The organism is Veillonellaceae bacterium, from assembly GCA_012523975.1.
Lineage (GTDB): Bacteria > Bacillota > Negativicutes > JAAYSF01 > JAAYSF01 > JAAYSF01.
Genome location: JAAYSF010000006.1, coordinates 1 through 20,261, shown reverse-complemented (window position 1 = coordinate 20,261; position 20,261 = coordinate 1). Strand labels below are relative to the sequence as shown.

The 20,261-nt window shown below is 44.5% G+C and carries 17 protein-coding genes, 9 tRNA genes and 1 pseudogene; 5 read left to right on the top strand and 22 right to left on the bottom strand.

Going from position 1 to position 20,261, the window contains the following annotated elements:
* Positions 1-8 precede the first annotated feature (8 nt).
* From GX348_01160 to msrA, 12 genes are all read right to left on the bottom strand, one after another.
* A tRNA-Glu gene (locus GX348_01160) sits at positions 9-83 on the bottom strand.
* A 6-nt stretch (positions 84-89) separates the two neighbouring features.
* Positions 90-165: transfer RNA gene (locus GX348_01155), tRNA-Lys, on the bottom strand.
* Between the two features lies 1 nt (position 166).
* Positions 167-242 (bottom strand) — tRNA-Asn (locus GX348_01150).
* Positions 243-364: 122 nt separating this feature from the next.
* Positions 365-441 (bottom strand) — tRNA-Pro (locus tag GX348_01145).
* A gap of 3 nt (positions 442-444) precedes the next feature.
* Positions 445-521, bottom strand: a tRNA-Met gene (locus GX348_01140).
* Positions 522-530: 9 nt separating this feature from the next.
* A tRNA-Thr gene (locus tag GX348_01135) sits at positions 531-606 on the bottom strand.
* Between the two features lie 189 nt (positions 607-795).
* Positions 796-871, bottom strand: a tRNA-Met gene (locus GX348_01130).
* Between the two features lie 52 nt (positions 872-923).
* A tRNA-Tyr gene (locus GX348_01125) sits at positions 924-1,008 on the bottom strand.
* Positions 1,009-1,017: 9 nt separating this feature from the next.
* Positions 1,018-1,104: transfer RNA gene (locus GX348_01120), tRNA-Leu, on the bottom strand.
* Between the two features lie 105 nt (positions 1,105-1,209).
* Entirely contained in the window at positions 1,210-1,695 is a 486-nt protein-coding gene (locus GX348_01115) for a hypothetical protein (GenBank protein ID NLP40796.1), read from the bottom strand.
* Between the two features lie 174 nt (positions 1,696-1,869).
* Positions 1,870-3,105, bottom strand: a complete 1,236-nt coding sequence (locus tag GX348_01110) for an aminopeptidase (GenBank protein NLP40795.1) — start codon at positions 3,103-3,105, stop codon at positions 1,870-1,872.
* Positions 3,106-3,128: 23 nt separating this feature from the next.
* Positions 3,129-3,626 (bottom strand): peptide-methionine (S)-S-oxide reductase MsrA, encoded by a 498-nt coding sequence (gene msrA / locus GX348_01105; protein ID NLP40794.1) that lies wholly within the window; start codon positions 3,624-3,626, stop codon positions 3,129-3,131.
* 256 nt (positions 3,627-3,882) lie between these two features.
* On the opposite strand from msrA, the gene GX348_01100 reads away from it, so the two are divergent.
* A complete protein-coding gene (locus tag GX348_01100) occupies positions 3,883-4,788 on the top strand; it encodes an RluA family pseudouridine synthase (GenBank protein ID NLP40793.1) in 906 nt (301 codons plus the stop codon).
* On the opposite strand, the gene GX348_01095 is transcribed toward GX348_01100, so the two are convergent.
* From GX348_01095 to GX348_01065, 7 genes and pseudogenes are all read right to left on the bottom strand, one after another.
* Positions 4,765-6,003 carry a GDSL family lipase gene (locus GX348_01095; protein NLP40792.1) on the bottom strand — a complete coding sequence of 413 codons (1,239 nt, stop codon included), beginning with the start codon at positions 6,001-6,003 and terminating at the stop codon, positions 4,765-4,767. The two genes, GX348_01100 and GX348_01095, sit on opposite strands and share 24 nt — an antisense overlap.
* A gap of 172 nt (positions 6,004-6,175) precedes the next feature.
* A complete protein-coding gene (gene aspA, locus GX348_01090; GenBank protein ID NLP40791.1) occupies positions 6,176-7,582 on the bottom strand; it encodes an aspartate ammonia-lyase in 1,407 nt (468 codons plus the stop codon).
* A gap of 238 nt (positions 7,583-7,820) precedes the next feature.
* The gene (locus GX348_01085; protein ID NLP40790.1) at positions 7,821-8,606 is read right to left on the bottom strand and encodes a short-chain-enoyl-CoA hydratase; all 786 of its coding nucleotides are present in this window, start codon (positions 8,604-8,606) and stop codon (positions 7,821-7,823) included.
* Positions 8,607-8,704: 98 nt separating this feature from the next.
* Positions 8,705-10,396 carry an amidohydrolase gene (locus GX348_01080; GenBank protein ID NLP40789.1) on the bottom strand — a complete coding sequence of 564 codons (1,692 nt, stop codon included), beginning with the start codon at positions 10,394-10,396 and terminating at the stop codon, positions 8,705-8,707.
* 148 nt (positions 10,397-10,544) lie between these two features.
* Complete coding sequence (locus GX348_01075; protein ID NLP40788.1) at positions 10,545-11,507, bottom strand: carbon-nitrogen hydrolase family protein; 963 nt, start codon at positions 11,505-11,507, stop codon at positions 10,545-10,547.
* Between the two features lie 125 nt (positions 11,508-11,632).
* Entirely contained in the window at positions 11,633-12,460 is an 828-nt protein-coding gene (locus tag GX348_01070; protein NLP40787.1) for a phosphoenolpyruvate hydrolase family protein, read from the bottom strand.
* Between the two features lie 13 nt (positions 12,461-12,473).
* A pseudogene (locus GX348_01065) lies at positions 12,474-13,690 on the bottom strand (UPF0261 family protein).
* 709 nt (positions 13,691-14,399) lie between these two features.
* Between GX348_01065 and GX348_01060 the strand changes: the two are divergent.
* The 3 genes from GX348_01060 (at position 14,400) to GX348_01050 (ending at position 16,265) form a co-directional block, all read left to right on the top strand.
* Entirely contained in the window at positions 14,400-14,807 is a 408-nt protein-coding gene (locus GX348_01060; GenBank protein NLP40786.1) for a hypothetical protein, read from the top strand.
* A gap of 169 nt (positions 14,808-14,976) precedes the next feature.
* Positions 14,977-15,585 carry an oxidoreductase gene (locus GX348_01055; GenBank protein NLP40785.1) on the top strand — a complete coding sequence of 203 codons (609 nt, stop codon included), beginning with the start codon at positions 14,977-14,979 and terminating at the stop codon, positions 15,583-15,585.
* A gap of 167 nt (positions 15,586-15,752) precedes the next feature.
* Entirely contained in the window at positions 15,753-16,265 is a 513-nt protein-coding gene (locus tag GX348_01050) for a hypothetical protein (protein NLP40784.1), read from the top strand.
* A 58-nt stretch (positions 16,266-16,323) separates the two neighbouring features.
* Here the strand turns inward: GX348_01050 and GX348_01045 are convergent, their stop codons facing one another.
* On the bottom strand, positions 16,324-17,928 hold the full coding sequence (locus tag GX348_01045) for an ATP-binding cassette domain-containing protein (protein ID NLP40783.1): 1,605 nt from the start codon (positions 17,926-17,928) through the stop codon (positions 16,324-16,326).
* Positions 17,929-18,172: 244 nt separating this feature from the next.
* On the opposite strand from GX348_01045, the gene GX348_01040 reads away from it, so the two are divergent.
* Complete coding sequence (locus tag GX348_01040) at positions 18,173-18,853, top strand: DNA alkylation repair protein (protein ID NLP40782.1); 681 nt, start codon at positions 18,173-18,175, stop codon at positions 18,851-18,853.
* A gap of 41 nt (positions 18,854-18,894) precedes the next feature.
* On the opposite strand, the gene GX348_01035 is transcribed toward GX348_01040, so the two are convergent.
* Positions 18,895-19,635, bottom strand: coding sequence for an ABC transporter permease (locus GX348_01035; GenBank protein ID NLP40781.1), 741 nt, complete (start codon positions 19,633-19,635; stop codon positions 18,895-18,897).
* On the bottom strand, positions 19,635-20,261 hold a 627-nt coding region (locus tag GX348_01030; protein NLP40780.1), incomplete at its 5' end, for an ABC transporter ATP-binding protein. The genes GX348_01030 and GX348_01035, both read right to left, overlap by 1 nt.

Below are 20,261 nucleotides of genomic sequence, written 5' to 3'. Positions count from 1 at the left end.
CCATGATATGGTGACCCGTAAGGGAATCGAACCCTTGATACCGCCGTGAAAGGGCGGTGTCTTAACCGCTTGACCAACGGGCCGTGAAATGGTGACCCACGATGGACTCGAACCATCGACACCCTGATTAAAAGTCAGGTGCTCTACCGACTGAGCTAGTAGGTCATGGCTCCTCGAGTAGGACTCGAACCTACGACCGATCGGTTAACAGCCGATTGCTCTACCAACTGAGCTATCGAGGAATCTGGAATCATTGATTTATGTTAAGCCGCTTGTTAGCGACAGAATAAAATATTAACACATCTATTTAAACATGTCAACATGTTATTTTTACCATATCGTCAATGAATGTTTTTAAAATAAGTGGTCGGAGCGGCAGGATTCGAACCTGCGACCCCCTGGTCCCAAGCCAGGTGCTCTACCAAACTGAGCCACGCCCCGATATGGTGGCGGCGCAGGGATTTGAACCCCGGACACTGCGGGTATGAACCGCATGCTCTAGCCAACTGAGCTACGCCGCCTTATTAAAATGGAGCTGATGACCGGGATTGAACCGGTGACCTTATCCTTACCAAGGATACGCTCTACCGACTGAGCTACACCAGCAACTTATCGCAAATGGCTTACTAGCGTACATCTGCGTTGTTGCGACTGCGCTTCGGTGCTCAACGCAATTACCATTGCGATTCCGCTCCGATGCTCGCCGCGCCTAGCATCTGCACACTATTAAGCCATTTGCGGCCTTGTACCAGATACTATACTTGTCGCAGATACACTGAAACCAATTAGATATTTTGGTTGCGGGGGCAGGACTTGAACCTGCGACCTTCGGGTTATGAGCCCGACGAGCTGCCAGCTGCTCCACCCCGCGATGTGACATTTATAAACTTTACCACTTCTTAGCTTTGAAGTCAAGTGGTAAATGGTGGAGGGAGAAGGATTCGAACCTTCGAAGGCAGAGCCGGCAGATTTACAGTCTGCTCCCTTTAACCACTCGGGAATCCCTCCATTAGATAATGGTGCGGTCGAGAGGATTTGAACCTCCACGAAGTTGCCCTCACTAGAACCTGAATCTAGCGCGTCTGCCAATTCCGCCACGACCGCATCATCTTATTGTCTCGCTTCAGCTATAACACTAAAGGTCAACCACAGGGACTTATTTTACCAGTGAAATTTAGTTATGTCAAGATGGTTTTTAAAAAAATTCATCTATTTTAAAGGCATGGTCGTATAAATAATTTTACTTGCATACCCCTCAGTCATATCAAAGATTAAACGATTTGCTCCTGCCGGTTCAGTATCATAAATATAGTAAACATGTCCCCTCAAAACAGTTTTATAAGGCTTCCCATATGCCTTTGTAATCTTATAAGGTGTGGCACCTACTTTGACGCCGCGCTTTGTCTGATAGTCGCCATTATCAATGACCATATGTACTATTTGCCCGGATTCACTTATTACCGATATTTTTAGCCCCGGATACGAGAGATGCGTTAAGGGTGGTTGGCCGTATTCTTCATTAATTTTCTTTTTAGGCTCTCCTAACTTTGCGACTATACTGTCATAGTTGCTCGACAGCAGGTTAATTCCCTTAACAGTGAAATCGTCATGGGTCACTGCAGCTAGGCAGGGTGTTAATAGCATAGTTAAAACTACTATTAATGTAATTACAGTAATACTAATCCTTTTTATCATTAATTCACTCTCCTTAAATTCGCATTAGATACTTTACTTAGTTTCCCTCACCCGTCCTAAAATCCTTCCCTATAGGCAATGACCATCAGCAGTTCAAATGATCCAAATAAAAACTCTTCCTACGAAGTGCTTCTAGGAAGAGTCTTTTTATATTAAGCTTATATTGTTGGTATTTTAGTGCTCAACGAAGTTACCATTCTTAAAGATTAGTATTTCGCGCCCGTCCGCAGTTGTCCCTGTGATTTCAAGGTCTTCAGTCCCTATCATAAAATCTTCATGAACCAATGAATCATTAACTCCAATCGCGTCCAGTTCTTCCTTGTTCAGGTTTTCGCCACATTTTATACATACTGGATAAGCCTTTCCTATAGCAAGGTGGCACGAGGCATTTTCATCAAATAGCGTATTATAAAACAAAATATCCAGTTTTGAAATTGGTGAATCAAACGGAACTAATGCTACTTCGCCAAGATAATGGGAGCCTTCGTCAGTTTCGATTAGGCTCTTTAGAATTTCATAACCCTTTTCGGCGCTGTACTCTGTGATTCGTCCCTCCTTGAAAATGAATGAAAAGTTCTCAATGAGATTACCATTATAATTAAGCGGCTTGGCACTTACGACCCGCCCGTTGACACCCGTCTTTTTCGGCAATGTAAATACTTCTTCTGTGGGCATATTGGCGATGAATTCGACTCCTTCCGGACTATATTCAGAGCCGCCCAGCCAAATATGATTATCAGGTAGTTCAATCGTTAAGTCCGTTCCTAGTGAATTTTTGTAATGCAAGTATTTGAACTTATGAGAATTCAAAAATTCCATACTCTGTTTTAAATTACTTTTATGGTTTTCCCACGCCTTTACCGGATCATCGTTATCCACCCTGACTGTTTTGAATATAGCCTCCCAGAGTTTATCAACCGCCCGATCCACAGGCAGCTCCGGAAATACCTTGGCTGCCCAAGCCTTGGTCGGAACCGACGCAACACACCAGACGTTTTTATTGCTCATCAGTCTTTCCCGGTATTCTTTAAGCGCCATGCTGCTTGCTTTTTGTGCCCTAACTACTCTGCTTGCTTCTACATCTTTGAGGAGCTCGGGATCTTCTGCCGCAATACTTATAAAAGCAGCGCCCTGCCGTACATAAAACATAAAAAACTCTTTTTGCCAATCAGGAAATTCATCAAAAACTTCCTCAGGAGCCAAGAGATAGCGAATTTTGGTTGATAATTCATCAGTCCAGCGAATAACTACATCACGAGCGCCCTCCTTATAAGCCGCCTCGCTTACAACTCTGGTAAATTCAGCGCATTCAATCGGTGATGATATTACCAGAGTTTGATTCTTTTGAAGGTTGATCCCGGTCTTTACAATAAGACGGGCATATTTTTCAAGCAAAATCTTATTCAAAATTAAAACTCCTCCCACTTTAGTCGTTATTTACGTTCATCCGGACATGCTAAAGCTAAATTAATATGACAGTAGCCGCCCGGCGTCTTCATAAGATAATCCTGGTGATAGTTTTCGGCTGCTGAAAAATTTTTTATAGGCTCGACCTCTACAACAATCGGCTTATCATAGCCAGTTTGCATTTTTTGTACAAATTCTTTAATTACAGGTAAATCGCCACTGTCGTTATAATATATTCCTGTGCGATACTGCGTTCCCCGATCCGGACCTTGACGGTTTAGCGTGGTTGGATCTATTATCCGGAAAAAATGCTCCAGAACTTTAGGCAGCGGCAATATTGTCTCATCATATATTATCTCGCATATTTCTGTATGACCTGTTTGCCCCGAACAAACCTCCTCATAGGTAGGATTTTTAGTAAAACCTTGCCCATAACCTACCGTTGTATCTAGCACCCCTTTTAACTGCTGGAAATAAGCCTCGACACCCCAGAAACATCCTCCCGCCAGCCAAATTTTCTTCATTAGCGGCCTCCCTTTATCACTAGTCTAGCATAGATCAGTTTTATCAGATGACCAAGCTGCTGTAAGACTCCCACTTTATTGTACTAATATATGTCTGTTTTTACACTTAGAAATGCAGTCTGGTAAAAGTAATTGTAGTCTCTGTTGGTTAACTGGATTAAGTTGTTCACTTTTGAACTTCTTGGTATTAGAATAGATAATAGCGTAAAACTTAGGATATAATTGTCACATCATCTTTAGTGAAAGCAGGCCGATTATGAGATCATTTTCAGTATTTAAAATTTCGCCGGAGCACCAAGGCCTAACTGTAGAAGCTTATCTAAAACAGATACTCCACTACTCAGGCCGCAAGCTTCAAAAATTAACACGAAAAAAAGGCATATTGCTTAATAATAAACCGGTTTTTTTACAAAGGAATTTATCAGCAGCGGATACCCTGAGTATTCTCATCCTCGAAGATGCTTCCTACGGCGTACAGCCTGAAAAAGGGAGTATTACTATCCTTTATGAAGATGAGTGCCTGTTGGTATTAGATAAGCCGGCACGCCAGCTTGTGCATCCCGCAGGACGGACTAACTCCGGAACATTGGCAAATTATCTTGCCTTCCATTTTAAAGAACGTAATGTCGTCGCAGCCATCCGCCCTCTGCACAGGTTAGATCGTGATACATCAGGCTGTGTTATTTTTGCTAAAAATGCCGAAAGTCAGTCTAAACTAGAGCAGCAGCTAAAAGCCGGGCAATTAAAACGAACTTACCAAGCATTAGTCAAAGGATTTATTGAACCGCCAATTGGTACAATTAACGCCGCCATCGGCGCACATCCCCAGCATCCCAACCGACGGACAATTACGCCAACCGGTGAGCAAGCCATAACTCATTACAAAGTTCTCGAAAAATATAACAATGCATCATTGGTTGAGTTAAACCTGGAGACCGGCCGAACTCACCAAATCCGGCTGCATTTAGCCTACCTGGGAAATCCAATCCTTGGCGACGGTATGTATGGCGTACGCTCGCCCCTTATAGCCCGTCAGGCGCTGCACGCCTCCTCAGTAACCTTCTACCATTTAAAAGAAAAGCGCCAACTGACTGTTGACGCTCCTTTACCCGGTGATTTTACTCAAGCTATCGGAAATTTACGGCAAGCGGGTTTTTGCTAAGAATCCCATTATCTGCCCCGCGATAACCTTTTTGCCAGAAATATCAGGATGCAGACCATCTTGAGCATACTTTACCGGCAAGATACCCTTTTCATCGACTAAAGCCGAATAGATATCAACAACATAAGGCTGAGTTCTGAGAAATGCATTGACCTTGGCAAGCTCTAGCTGCCAGTTATCTGCTGTTGACTGATCGAAAACGCGCTCAATACGCTCAGGGTTTACCGGCGGCAGTGTTAAAAAGATCGGAATAATATCGTTAGCCTCGCACTTTTGTTTTATCGTTATTAAATCGGCAATTACTTCTTCACCTTTGGCACCGCCCCTTATGCTGTTACTACCGCCTAGTATTAAAAGATATTGCGGTTTAAAGGGCAATACATCGCTATCAAACCGATCAGCCAACATGGCCGAAGTATCACCGCTGCGCCCCAAGTTTTTGACCGGGAACGGCAAGTAAGCTGAATAGTCAAACCGCCTATCGGAAGGCGGGTTTGAAATAGCGCCGCCGCCATGAGTAATGCTGTCACCAAACGCAGCCCAATGATAACCGCCTGTGTGCACCTTAAACATAACCGCGTCAGAATAAGTCCCAATTGGCTGTCCTTCGTCGTTAAAGGCAATTACCCGCCAATAATAAGTGCCGGCCTCTCGGAACGCTTCCAAATCATAATAATCAAAGCCCCTGCCCATAGAATAAACACGCACTCTAAATTGTGACGGTTCTGTCCCATTCGGGTTCTCAGGAGATTTATTCGTTACCTCAATCTCATACCGTTCTGCTCCTAGCACCGGGATCCAAGAATACACCGGATATAATAGCGCCGGCTGCCTGTTATGATAAGCTGTCGTAGCAGGCTTTGTCGGATTGATCTCACTTTTTTCTAAAGCTACTGGTTCAGTGAACGGTCCTATCGGATTTTGTTCTAAATCTAACGGCCTGACCCGATAGTAGAGCTTACTTATATCCCGTTCACCTAGCTCAGATAAACTGATTTCAGTGCCTGGTGTATAAATGTATGGTGTTGTGTATACAACGTTTTCCTGAGGCGCCTGCTTATTGCTGCGAATAGCAATTTCGGCTATTTCAAGTTCGTACATTACGGCATCCTGAGCACTTGGCCATAACAGCTGAATTTTGCCTGGCTGGGCAAATGATGGCGCTGCTAATAAAACTAAAGCGCTTATTACTAAAATTATTTTATATAGTTTCAAAAACTTCGCCTCGGCTTATTAACAAATTTGGACTTCTCTTATATTTATTATACGTATAAGAGTTAAACCCTTTTGGTAATCCGAACCCTATCTGTGGCACAATTATCCAGATAATGATAAAGAGCCCGCTGTGGCCGAACAACCGACAACAGCGGGCTCTAACATTTAAATCTTACTTTTTAAGCAGTTGCTGACCAGCGATACCTGGCTTGGTCATTTCTTCAGGCGAAAGGATAATATCCATAGCTTCTTTAGTTAGCAAACCTTTTTCAAGAATAATCTGTCTAACAGGCCGACCAGTTTTATAAGCTTCCTTTGCCAGCATTGACGAGTTTTCATAGCCAATATGCGGCAGCAAAGCTGTAATAATACCAACACTCTTATCTAGCCATTCTTCACATTGCTCAACATTGGCTTTAACACCTTTTACGCAATGGCTAGTGAAGGCGTTAACAGCATTCGTCAGATATGAAATCGAGTTAAAAATATTGAAAGCCATTACAGGTTCCATTACATTAAGTTCGAACTGGCCATTTTCAACGCCCATAGTTACCGCCAAATCATTGCCGATAACTTGGTAACAGGTCTGGTTAAGCACTTCCGGAATAACCGGGTTTACTTTGCCAGGCATGATGGATGAACCAGGCTGACGCGGCGGTAGGTCAATTTCATGAAGCCCACAGCGAGGACCTGACGCCATCAGACGGAAATCATTAGCAATTTTAATGAGCACTAAGGCAGTAACTTTGAGTGCAGACGATACATCAGCAAAAGCATCGGTATTATTTGTTGCATCAATTAAATCATCAGCTGTTACAAACGGTTCGTCCGTTATCTCAGCAAGTTGTTTCGCAACCTCGATGATATACTCAGGCTCAGCATTAAGACCCGTACCAACGGCAGTTGCGCCCATATTTATGGCATATAAATGATGCAAAACACTCTCAATACGGCCGACGCCGCGACGAACTGCTGATGCATAGGCAGCCATTTCTTGGCCAAGCGTGACAGGCACGGCATCCTGAAGATGAGTCCTACCCATTTTAAGAACATGCTTAAATTCAACAGCTTTTTCATCAAGGGCGTCCGCAAGTCCGCGCAATGCGCTAATTAAGATGCGTCCTTTACGAACAATGCAAACCTTGATTGCTGTGGGAAAGGCATCATTAGTTGACTGAGCCATATTAGCGTGGTTATTCGGAGAAATTCGATCATAATTGCCTTTTTTATCACCAATAATTTCAAGCGCGCGATTACACAGAACTTCGTTAGTGTTCATATTAATTGAAGTACCTGCGCCGCCTTGGATTGGATCTACCGGAAACTGGTCATGTAACTTACCGCTGATAAGCTCGTCTGCTGCAGCTACAAGAGCTTCGCCGATAGTCTTGTCTAAACGTCCAGTTGCCATATTGGCTTTGGCAGCCGCTTTTTTTACCATAGCCAAAGCAATAATAAAATCTGAATCAATTTTTTGGCCGGTAATTTTGAAGTTTTCCATTGCTCTAAGAGTTTGCACACCATAGTAAGCATCATCTGGTAATTGCAATTCACCTAGAAAATCATGTTCTAACCGCATAATTGTTCCCCCTAAAGTTAAAATTATTCTACATTTCCTATTTTTTAGTAATAAGTTAAAATACGACAAAAATCAAAAATGTCCTTCTATAGTTTAAACTATCAAAGTTAATTTATTTTCATCCAGGTAATAAGCCCTAGCCAAATTCGGTAAAAGCTCTACTGGCAAACATTATAATAGAGACCTGAACAACGCTAAAGTCTAACTAAAAAACAGCCCGTTACCGGGCTGTCTATAACTATCTGCCTTTAAATACAGGCTGGCGTTTTTCCAAAAAGGCTTGCATACCTTCTTTTTGATCCTCAGTCGCAAAACAAAGCCCAAATACTTCGGCCTCGTAAGCCAGTCCGGAATCGAGGTCCATATCTAAACCTTCATTCACGGCTGCCTTGCACATTTTTACTGCTATTTCGCCCCTCTGCATTATTTTTCTGGCGATATCGCGAGCAGTAGTAATTAGTTCTTCGGGTTTTACTACTCTATTTACCAAACCGATTCGATAAGCCTCTTGAGCATCGATCATTTCACCCGTAAACAGCAGCTCCTTGGCCCTACCTTTGCCGATTAGACGCGGCAACCGCTGCGTACCGCCGAATCCGGGCGGTATGCCAAGACTCACTTCCGGCTGACCAAATTTTGCTTTTTCTGATGCGATTCTGATATCGCAGGCCATTGCCAACTCGCAGCCACCCCCGAGCGCATAGCCGTTAACAGCCGCAATTACAGGTTGGGGAAGATTGTCAATTTTGTTAAAGACCGCCTGCGCCAATTTACCCCATTTTCGGCCTTCTATAGCTGTCATCGACTGCATCTCGGCTATATCGGCGCCAGCCACGAATGACTTTTCGCCGCTTCCGGTAACAATAACAACCTTTACACTATTATCCTCAACCAACTCACTGAACAGCGCCTCAATTTCGGTGATAGTCGCCCGATTTAAAGCGTTTAATACTTTAGGCCGATTAATCGTTACAATACCGATGCCATCTTCTACTTCAAACAACAGATTTTCGTATTTTGTCACCCGAAGTCACTCCAGTCCTAATAATTAATTAAGGCAGCAACCTGATTTAATATTACTCCTTCCATGCTGTTTTTACCTGCTTCTAATTGACAAATAGCTTATTCGCTGATGGAATATACCAGCTGACCTTTTACAAAAGTCATAACCACTTTTGTCTTCTCGATATCAAGAGGGTTTATGGTCAACAAATTCTGATCCAGTACCACTAAATCGGCTAACTTGCCAACTTCTATTGAGCCAGTGTCTTTATCTAAGAACATCATATATGCACTGTTAATTGTAAAACTCCGAATCATCTGCCGAACGGTTGCCCGTTCCTTTTTATTAAGCAGATATCTATCATCATCGATATCTGTAATTTCTTCTACACCATGTAAAGTACCATTATCAATATTTCGTGTTACACCTACCTCAATAGCTAACAAAGGATTAGGCACTATTGTCGCCGGATAGTCTGACGATGAAGCCACAACAACATTATTCTTAAAGAAAGTTGCTAGCGGAAATTCCTTTTCGGCCCGTTCACCCAGAAACTTGTAATCTACATGATGCCACCAGTCAGGCCCCTTAAACTGCCAATAAGGCTGAACACTGGCAATAACGTTGAGGTTTTTAAACCTTGGTATATCCTCATCGGCAACAAGCTGTAGATGTGTTATAACATTGCGATGATTCCCTGGAACTTTAGTTTGAGCGTATTCAAAAGCATCTAAAACTCTTCGCGTTGAACCGTCGCCGGTAGAATGAACATGAATTGATAGCCCGCAGCTGTTTGCCTCACAGAAAGCCTGCTCAAGCAATGCGGTATCCCAGAGAAACTCACCATAATAGTTATCCCCTTTGCCTGCTCCTGGCATATAAGGAGCAAGCAAAAAGCTTGTGCCGCCTTCGACAACGCCATCTGTAAAGAATTTAGCTGATATAACCTTTAAATTAGGCGACTTAAACTGACCAACCACGCGCTTGATACCATCAAACTGGGCTTTAATATCCTCCTTAGGACTAACCGTCATGGCTCCGCCAACATGAAGCCCTAGCTTTCCGGCCTGCTGCAACGCATCAAAGGCTTTAAATATTTTTTCAAAAGCCAAACTTGCCATACACAGAATGCCTGTAATGCCAAAGCGGTGCATCTTGGCCTGAAAAGCTTCTATAGCAGCAGTTATTTGTTCTAGACTATATTCAGGTAACGCTATCAGCGACATAGCAGACTCTTTTAATGTCCCCCATAATTCGCCGGCAGCATTTTTCTCGATAATACCCCCGTCAGGAGCCTCAGTATCGGGGGTTATCCCGTTAACTTCCAAAGCCTTGGAGTTAACCCATAGGGTGTGTCCGTCATGAGCCCTTAATATTACCGGAATATCCTTAGTTACAGCATCAAGATGCTCTTTACGCGGCCCCTTGGTCAGCTCATCACCATGCAAAACAGCCCAGGACCAGCCACGGCCATAGACGGCTGAAATACCGGGATGCTTATCGATAAACTGCCTTACCGCTTCAGCATAGCCTTCGATACTGTCAATCCCAAATAGCTGAACCTCGTATAAATCGAGCAGCGACAATCCCGGCGGATGGATGTGGGAGTCAATCATGCCGGGGATGAGCATTTTCCCGTTAAGATCATAGACTTTTGTCTGCTCACCAATATATACTTGCACATCTTTGCCGCTGCCGACAAAAACAATCCGTTCTCCTCTAACGGCCACGGCTTGGCACACAGTATCCGTTTGATCAGCGGTGTACACAACACCATTTGTTAGTACAATATCGGCAAATGTATTGGTCAATTTTACATCTCACCGCCTTGTCTTGATTAAATTCCTTAGAAGTATATTATATTACTTTAAAATAGACCTCACAACTTTGGCAAAGAAAACAGTCTCGCCTTAAATACTTAAGCGAGACTGTTTTCTTCTTAGAGCACAAAGTTAGATTTTAAAATCCTCCGTTACGCCTTTTAACATTTTCCTTTTTCTCAGTGTTAACAATAAGCTGAAAAACGTCCGGGCGGGCATAATGGCCAGCAACATCAAAGTCAAACCGGCTTTGCGCAATTAGACCCAAGTCCAAATCGGCGATCAAAATATCTTCTTTGCCGTAAACCGGGCCGGCTACGTATTCGCCCATCGGATCAATGATTGCACTGCCGCCCCGGCACATAACCTCGGGTGCATTTTCCAGTTCGCTATAACAAGCCAAATCTGTTGGATACATATCTTTCGTCACAAACTGGTTACAGGCCAGGACAAAGCATCTTCCCTCTAGGGCGATATGGCGAATTGTTGATTGCCAAGCATCCCTGGAGTCGGCTGTCGGCGCCAAGTAAATGCTTAATCCGCTGTCGTACATCGCGGCGCGGGCCAGCGGCATATAGTTTTCCCAGCAGATGAGCCCACCCATTTTACCAAACGGCGTATCAACGACTGTTAAAGTACTACCGTCTCCTTCACCCCAAATGAGCCGTTCAGATGCTGTCGGCTTAAGCTTGCGATGCTTGCCCAATATACTGCCATCAGGGCCGAAATATATAATCGTGCAATATAATGTACTCTGGCTGCCTTCACCCTCGCGCTCAATTATCCCGACCGCCAAGTAAATTCCGGCTTTGCGGGCTGCTGCCCCCAATTCGTCAGTAGCAGCACTCGGAATGACCACTGAATTATCCCAATACCTTGCAAAATCTTTTCGCCCTGCTAAAGACCGCGCCCCAACATTTGTACCAAAAGTAAGCCCACGGGGGTAGGCCGGTATTAATGCCTCAGGAAATAATACAATTTTTGCGCCTTTACTCGCAGCCTCAAGCGCCAGCGACACAGTTTTTTTAACAGTCAGTTCACGGTCCATAAGGACCGGCGCAGTTTGCACAACGGCAACGCGTACACTTTTGTCTGTGGTCATTATATCGCCTCCATCTGAATATTTACTATATTCTTTATTAATTGGCTAATCAACGATATTATCCTTTTGAGAACAGAAAAAAAGCCCATCTCTGCATACTAGCAAAAACGGGCTGAATTTCTAATTTAAAACTGAATACCTTTAAACGACCTGACTTGGGCGGCGATGGCTTTTTCAGTCGGTAGCCTTTCCATACTTGATGCTCCGAAGAAACCGATAACCCCCTTAGTATGTTGAAGTATATAGGCGGCATCATCAGGCTCGGCAATCGGACCGCCGTGACAAATAACCATTATATCAGGGTTAACGGCTTTTGCAGCATCATGAATAGCTTGAATTTTTACAACACATTCATCAAGTGTTAAAGCCGTATGCGCCCCAATCGTTCCTTTTGTCGTAAGCCCCATATGGGCTACCAAAACGTCGGCTCCTGCTTTAGCCATCTTAACAGCGTCTTCTTCAGAAAAAACATAAGGGGTTGTAAGCATATCAAGTTTGTGAGCCTCGGCGATCATTGCGACTTCCAAGTCGTAACCCATGCCGGTCTCTTCTAAGTTCTGCCGGAACACACCATCACAAAGACCGACAGTCGGGAAGTTCTGCACCCCGGAAAAACCGATGTCTTTTAGCTGACGCAGAAAAACATCCATCAGACGGAACGGGTCAGTGCCGCATACCCCGGCCAAAACCGGCGTTCTCTTAACTACCGGCAATACCTCACTTGCCATCTCGACAACAATACCGTTGGCATCGCCGTATGGCATGAGACCTGCCAAGGATCCTCTTCCGGCCATTCTATAGCGCCCGGAGTTATAGATAACAATTAGGTCTACCCCGCCCGCTTCGGCGCTCTTAGCCGATATACCGGTACCGGCTCCGGCGCCGATAACGGGTAATCCTTTCGCGATTTGCTCACGGATATTTTTTAAAATTTCAATTCTCAAAATTGCCATATTCGTCCACTCCTTATCGATTTTCTAACATGGCGATTAATTTATTAGCCATTGCCAGCGCAAATTGCTCATCATTGATATCAGTGTCCATTTCAATAAGCTCCGCCCTATTGCTGTCAAGCTTGGCTCTTATAGCGTCGAACAACGCCTCATCTTCTTCCTTGCCGCAAAACGGCTGGCCCTCGGTGTCAATCAGCGATACGCCTTTTAGCGGCAGATAGACAGCAGCAGGTCCCGTCGACAAGTTAACTTTGCCAGCAATTATCTCGCCTAACTTCCGGCATTCCTCAGTTGTTGTCCGCATTAATGTAACAGTAGGATTATGCTGGTAGAATTTTCGGTCTTTAAATTGCTCAGGAACAGTGGCCCGCGGTCCAAAATTGACCATATCAAGCGCTCCTACCGATACAACTTGCGGTATACCGGCTCTGGCAGCAGCTTCAAGGCGGGCCGGACCGGCGTTTAAAACCCCGCCCACTAATTCGTCAGCCCACTCGGTGGTTGTGATATCAAGAACACCTTTTATAAAACCGCCTTCTATCAAGGCTTCCATAGCTCGGCCGCCCGCACCGGTAGCATGGAAAACCAGCACTTCATAGCCCTTCCCCTCCAAATACTGTCTGGCCTTGGTTACGCAGGGCGTAGTAACACCAAACATTGTTGCTCCAATTAGTGGTTTCTCATCCTGAATTCCGGGTATCTCACCGCTGACCATGCCGGCTATAGCAAAGGCGGCATTGGCTAAGATACGGCGTGAAATGCTGTTGATGCCACTGATATCAACGACGGAATACATCATGGTGATATCTTTTTCGCCGACATAAGGCCGCGTATCGCCTGAAGCTACCGTCGAAACCATGACTTTAGGCACGCCGACCGGCAGGCTCTGCATAGCGGCAGTTCCAATTGTTGTGCCTGCCGTTCCCCCCAGGCTGATAATCCCGCTGCCTGTCCCTGCCGATATAAGTCAGCCACAATACTTACACTGCCCCGCATCATGATATCAACAGCCAGCCCCCGATCGTCGCGGGCAATCAGCTCTTCAAGCTCCCTTCCGCCTGCTCGGGCCACTTCGATGTTAGAAATGTCGGGGTCAAAGTAAGGCTGGCCTTTTACGCCCGCGTTGATAACAATAGTTGCTGCACCGGTGCTTTCAATAAGCTCCTTAATATACTTAAACTCCTGCCCCTTAGTATCGAGGGTCCCTAAGATCACTACTTTTCCCGCCATAGTCTCCCTCCTTAATCCAGATTAAGCTATAGACGCCAGGCCAAGCAAAAATCCTCTATACTAATGGGTATGGGTTATCCTAAACTGTATTCCGTAATTATGAAAATATTTCCATTAAGTGGTTTTATTTAAATCCCTCCATAGCCTCAGTCACCTAAGTTCACATCTGCGAATATTATGTATTAAATACTTAACCAATTTTTTGGAGGTGTCAAAGTGTCAGATTATAACCAATTTGATTGGGATGACGATTATCCGGAAATCACCGATTGGGAAGAAGATTTTGACGAAGAATACGACGATAGGCAGATTACCGTTACGGCTATGTGCTCACCTAGGCCTAACTGTTATCCTAGGCAAAACTGCAACCCAAGAGTAAATTGTTATCCTCGCCAAAATTGTTACCCGCGTGTAGGATGTCTACCGCGCCCCTGCGTCCCTCGTCAAGTCTGTTTCCCACGTCAAATTTGTTTCCCGCGCCAATGCTTCCCCCGCCAAGTTTGTTTCCCGCGCCAGCAATGTTTCCCTAGAATTAATTGCTTCCCACGAGTCTGCAACCCTAGAAAGTGTTACCCACAAAGGTAAAAAAATAGACCACGTAAGTGGTCTATTTTTTTTTGTCACGCGGCGGGTAAATTAACTTAACACATTACCATAACTGTGCATAAAATACATTAGAACCCGCAAAAAAAATCACTGGAGGTATGATATGGAGCGCTCTAAACCAAGAAATGACTATGACTGTATGCCAGATCATGAGTGTATGCCATCATGCGAACCTATGCCGGTACTCGGTCGAAGATGTATCGGCACCTACGTTATGAGGTATAGGGTTTACGAAGACTGCGACTGCGGTCATACCGTAGTTAGAGTATGTGCTTACTGCGGCTGCGAGCATGACGAAGAACTTGAAGAATGCCCAATGTGCGGTGCACCGGCCGAACTAGGAGTAATGGAAGATGACAATGGCAACCCCGATGGTAATCCTAATGGCAATCCCGATGGATTCGGCGGCTTTGGCGGATTCGGACGACGGAGATCTAGATTCTTCCCGCGGTTTAGATTTTTCCCATTTTTCTTTCCATTCTTTTTCCTTTTCCGCCGCCGTCGGTTCTAAACTGTGAGTATCTTAGCCAGGTAACTAATGTTACCTGGTATTTTTTATCCGTTAAATACACAAATCCCGAAGCAAATCTCATTTATGGCTGACTTATTGAGAGCATGTTGATAAAGTATTGTTCATATTGGATAATATAGGATAAGAATTATGATTAAGAGGTGATAGCATGGAAGTAATTGATGCCATAAAAGCACGCCGAAGCATCCGTAAATTTAAGTCCACGCCAGTACCCGATGCTACCATTAGGGAACTGTTAGATGCAGGACGCCTCGCTCCGTCAGGATCTAATCTTCAGCCGACACGTTATGTTGTAATTAAAAGTCCGGAAGCAAGAGCCAAACTGCGTAACTGTACTCCCCTGCCCTTTGTAGCTGACGCGCCTGTTGTGATCGCTTGCTGCGTAGATACCAAAGCCCTTGGATCGTCAACTAAACGTTATCGAGAATTAAAAGAGGCCGGCGCTTTCGTGGATACGCCATTAGACGACCCCAAATCACCAATCCAGCCTCGAAAAAAAGACTGGGATGAGGCCTCAGCCGCCGCCTACTTATCGCTAAATGTGGCTATAGCTATTGACCATATTACACTCAGAGCGACAGACTTGGGCTTCGGAAGTTGCTGGATAATGATGTTTGACCAAGCAAAAACGAAAGAAGTGCTTGGGTTAGATGAAAGATACAATGTCGTGGCCCTACTACCGATTGGCTTCCCTGACCAGTCCCCTGGCCCTCGCCCCAGACTGCCATTGAATGAAATAGTGCTTAAAGAACTATAGATAGCCAGGATTTTAGTGCCGGTTGCGAAAACCGGCTGCCCGAGTACAATGGCTATAAAACAGCCTTCAGTCCTATTTACATTTTAATATAGGTAATAAGACTCATTGACTGACCAGTCAGTGTTTTGTTATATTTCAAGAGAAATATACATATTGGAGGGTTTACTTTGAAAAAAATAGTAATTGGCTTAGCTGCTTTGTTCTCTGTCAACTTGGCCACCGGCTTTGCCGCACCTATTAATGATTTGAACCAAGGTCAAACAGCCATCGGCATCGTTATGAACAATGGCGATCTCGACAGCGATACTTTCTACCTTGAGCACAAATTTTCAAAGAGCTTTACGCTTGGCCTGGAAAATACCGACTTCGATCGCGGTGGTGACATCGATGACATCTATGGCCAATTTAATCTAAACAATAACCTGAGAGGAATTGTTGGCAGCCGTGATTACGGTCATGACTCTAAGTTTTATCTGGGCTTGGCTGCAACTGCTCCATTAGCTCCGGCTTGGGATGGTTACGCTTCACTGGTCGGAAACGGCGATTTTAAAGAGCTGCAGCTTGGTGCCAACTATCAAGTGGCCCACAACGTTGATCTTAACCTTAACTACCGTTCAATCAACCCTGATGAAGGCAGCAGCCGCAACGGTTTTGGCTTCGGCGCAAGCTTGAAGTTATAATCTCAAATGCTAAAAAACCAGCTGGACATTATGCTCACAGCTGGTTTTTTGTATTTAACTATTTTTTTGCTTTTGCCTTTGCCTTACTTTCAAGGTACTCATCATAGGTTGTGCGCTTATCAATTATACCGTTGTCGGTAATTTCGATAATCCGGTTAGCTACAGTTTGAACAAACTGATGGTCATGGGAGACAAACAGGATAGTACCGTCAAAACTTATCAAACCATTGTTTAGCGCCGTAATCGACTCCAGATCCAAGTGGTTGGTAGGCTCATCGAGGATTAGAACATTTGCGCCACTTAACATCATACGGGCAAACATACACCGTACCTTTTCACCACCGGATAAAACACTGGCCTCTTTTTGGGTTTCTTCGCCGGAGAACAGCATTCTACCTAGGAAACCACGGATAAAGGTTTCCTCCTGGTCACGTGAAAACTGCCGCAGCCAATCAACGAGATTTAGCTTAACACCGTCGAAGAATCTGGAATTGTCTTTGGGGAAATATGCCTGCGAAGTGGTTATGCCCCACTTAAACTCACCACTGTCTGCCTCTAACTCGCCCATTAATATTTTAAAAAGCGTTGTTTTGGCAAGGCCATTTTCACCGACAAAGGCAATCTTATCGCCCTTCTCGACTCTGAATGTAACATTATCTAAAACCTTTTCGCCATCAATAGTCTTGCTTAGACCCTCAATATTAAGCAATTGATCGCCAGCTTCACGGTCCGGCTTGAAAGCAATATAGGGATATTTACGGGAAGACGGCTTAATATCTTCTAAAGTTAACTTTTCCAAAAGCTTCTTCCGGGAAGTTGCTTGTTTTGATTTAGAAGCATTGGCACTAAAACGTTGAATAAAATTTTGCAGTTCCTTCATTTTTTCTTCGGTCTTTTTATTGGCCTCTTTGGCAAGTTTCATAGCTAACTCACTTGATTCCAGCCAAAAATCATAGTTGCCTACAAAAAGTTGGATCTTGCCAAAATCAATATCCGCAATATGAGTGCAAACTGTATTTAAGAAGTGACGGTCATGGGATACAACAATTACGGTATTTTCGAAGCTGTATAAGAAATCCTCAAGCCATTGAATAGCCTCAACATCTAAGTGGTTGGTCGGTTCGTCAAGGAGCAGAATATCAGGATTACCGAATAAAGCCTGCGCCAACAGTACACGAACCTTTTCATTACCGCTTAAATCTTTCATCAGGCTATTATGAAGCGCTTCAGGAATGCCTAAACCATTCAACAGCTTAGCAGCTTCAGTTTCAGCCTCCCAGCCATTAAGTTCGGCAAACTCGCCTTCAAGCTCTGATACCTTCATGCCGTCTTCGTCTGAAAAGTCGGGTTTGGCATAAAGCGCTTCCTTTTCTTCCATAATCTGATATAACCGGGCATGGCCCATAATTACTGTCTTTAAGACTTCGCATTCATCAAATTCGTAATGATTCTGTTTTAATACAGCCAGACGTTCACCGGGTGTAATTGATACCGAACCGGTAGTTGGCTCAATCTCGCCCGACAGTATTTTGAGAAAAGTAGACTTACCAGTGCCATTGGCACCAATTAAACCATAGCAGTTGCCGGGTGTAAATTTGATATTAACATCCTCAAACAACGCGCGCTTGCCAAATGTAAGACTTAAATTACTTGTGCTAATCAACCTTAATTCCGCCTTCCTTCATTTAACTTTCTATAGTAATCCGGCTTACCCTGCACTAGCATGGCATAAGCCGGCAGCTGAACTTATACCGGCTAAAAACAAAGGCCGTCCGATAACGGCGGCCTGTTATTCCATATACTAAATAACCATACCATAAAATATTCGGAACGTCAAACGCTGTAAGGGTCGAGTGTCTGTTTCTTTTATGCTAGAATAAAGTCAATCAAACATATAGGAGAACTCGATGGAAAAGACAATACGCGAACGCATTTTAGAGCTGGCTGAAGATGATTTTCGGCAATTTCACAGCAAGTTAATTCCTGGCACCGATAATGTGCTTGGGGTACGGCTTCCCCAGTTGCGCAAACTCGCCAAAGAAATTGCCAAAGGTGATTGGCGCGGCTATCTGGCTGCCGCACCTGAAGACTATTACGAAGAGATTATGCTTAAAGGTCTGGTAATCGGTTATGCTAAAGCCGACCTCGCCGAGATCTTGCCCTACGTCGCCGCTTTTGTACCAAAGATTAACAACTGGGCGGTGTGTGACTCCTTTTGCAACAACTTAAGAATCACTAAGAAACACCTGTCCGAGGTTTGGGAGTTTTTACAGCCCTACCTACAATCGCGCGAAGAATTTGAAATGCGGTTTGGAGTTGTTATGCTGCTGACCTTCTATATGCAAGACGAGTATATCAGCAAAGTACTGCTGCTTTTGGACAGCGCCAAACATGAGGGTTATTACGTAAAAATGGCTGTAGCCTGGGCTATTTCTGTCTGCTTTATCAAATATCCGGAAAAAACCATAGCCTACTTGAAGAAAAACACCCTTGATGATTTCACCTACAATAAAGCACTGCAGAAAATTACCGAATCCTTACGCGTGGACAAGGCAACTAAGACGGTGATTCGGAGTATGAAACGTTAAGTATTTACTAACATTATTTAGCGTACTTTGCGGTACAGCTGCTATCCCTTTACGCGTTTCATTTGCCAAATTCCGATTGTCAGAAATACTATGAAATATGCCAGTAACACGACAATTGACAAAATTGCAGGATCTTGATTTTGGCCGGCCATCCGAAGCGCATGGCTGGCATGTGTCAGCGGTAATGATTCTACAAAATAATACATTAATGAGGGCAGGCGGTCTGTAGAAAAAAAGGTGGCGCACAAGAATGACATAGGGGTTAATACATAAGTATTGAAGTTCGCCATTTCTTCATGTGAATTCATAAACATTGCCGCTACAAAGCCTAACCCTGCAAATAGGGCACAATTCAGTAGCAGTACCAGCCAGAACCAGCCATGGATGGTCAACGTTGCGCCAAAAGCAAAGGCCAATATGATGATTACAAGTGAAGATATTATGCCGCGAATCATTCCCGATGCTATTTTGCCAATCACAAATGATGCGGCCGTAATAGGGGCAATCTGATATTCTTCTAAAGTCTTATAATAAAGGCGGCTCATGTTCACAGGAGTCCCGACGGCGTTGAAACTGATGATCATGGAGTTTAAGGCCAAAATTCCCGGTACAATAAAATCTAAATAACTTCCTCCCTGGACTTGGATTTGTCTGCCAACCCCCCAGCCAAACGCGACTAAATACAAAACCGGGGATACCATTCGGGATAAGATGTACCTACCCAGCCGCCGGCGAAGGACAACCCAGTCCCGCCATATCACTGTTTTAATATCAGCTAACATCAGTCTTTCACTTTCCTTCCTGTTAACTCAACAAATACATCTTCTAAATTCGTATTTCGTATCGTCGTGGCAGTGTCAAGACTATTCATAAAGGCTACAGCATCCGGCCGCTCAACAAAAAAGCGTGATTTAATCCCGTCAGCCTCCGACCATTCCACCGTATATTGACCTACCTTGCGGCGCAGGTCAGCCGGCGTGCCGGATATGACTAACTTGCCTTTCTCCAGTATAGCAACGCGCTGACAGAGAGTCTCCGCTTCTTCAATATAGTGGGTGGTGAGAAGAACAGTCAGCCCCTGATGATTAAGACTCAAAATTAAATCCCACAACCGCCGTCGGACCTGTGGATCTAGGCCGACGGTAGGTTCATCTAGAAATAGTACTTTAGGACGGTGCATGAGAGCCCGGGCAATCATCAGCCGCCGTTTCATGCCGCCGGAAAAGGTATTCACCATCTCGGAGGCCCGATCGCGCAGTTCAACATACTCGAGTAATTCATCGATTCGATGCCGCCGTTCTTGGGTGGGAATGTGATGAAGACGCCCATGGAGTTCCAGGTTTTCCCATGCTGTCAAGTCGGCGTCCAAGTTTAAGTGCTGGGGAACGCAGCCCAATAATGCTTTTAT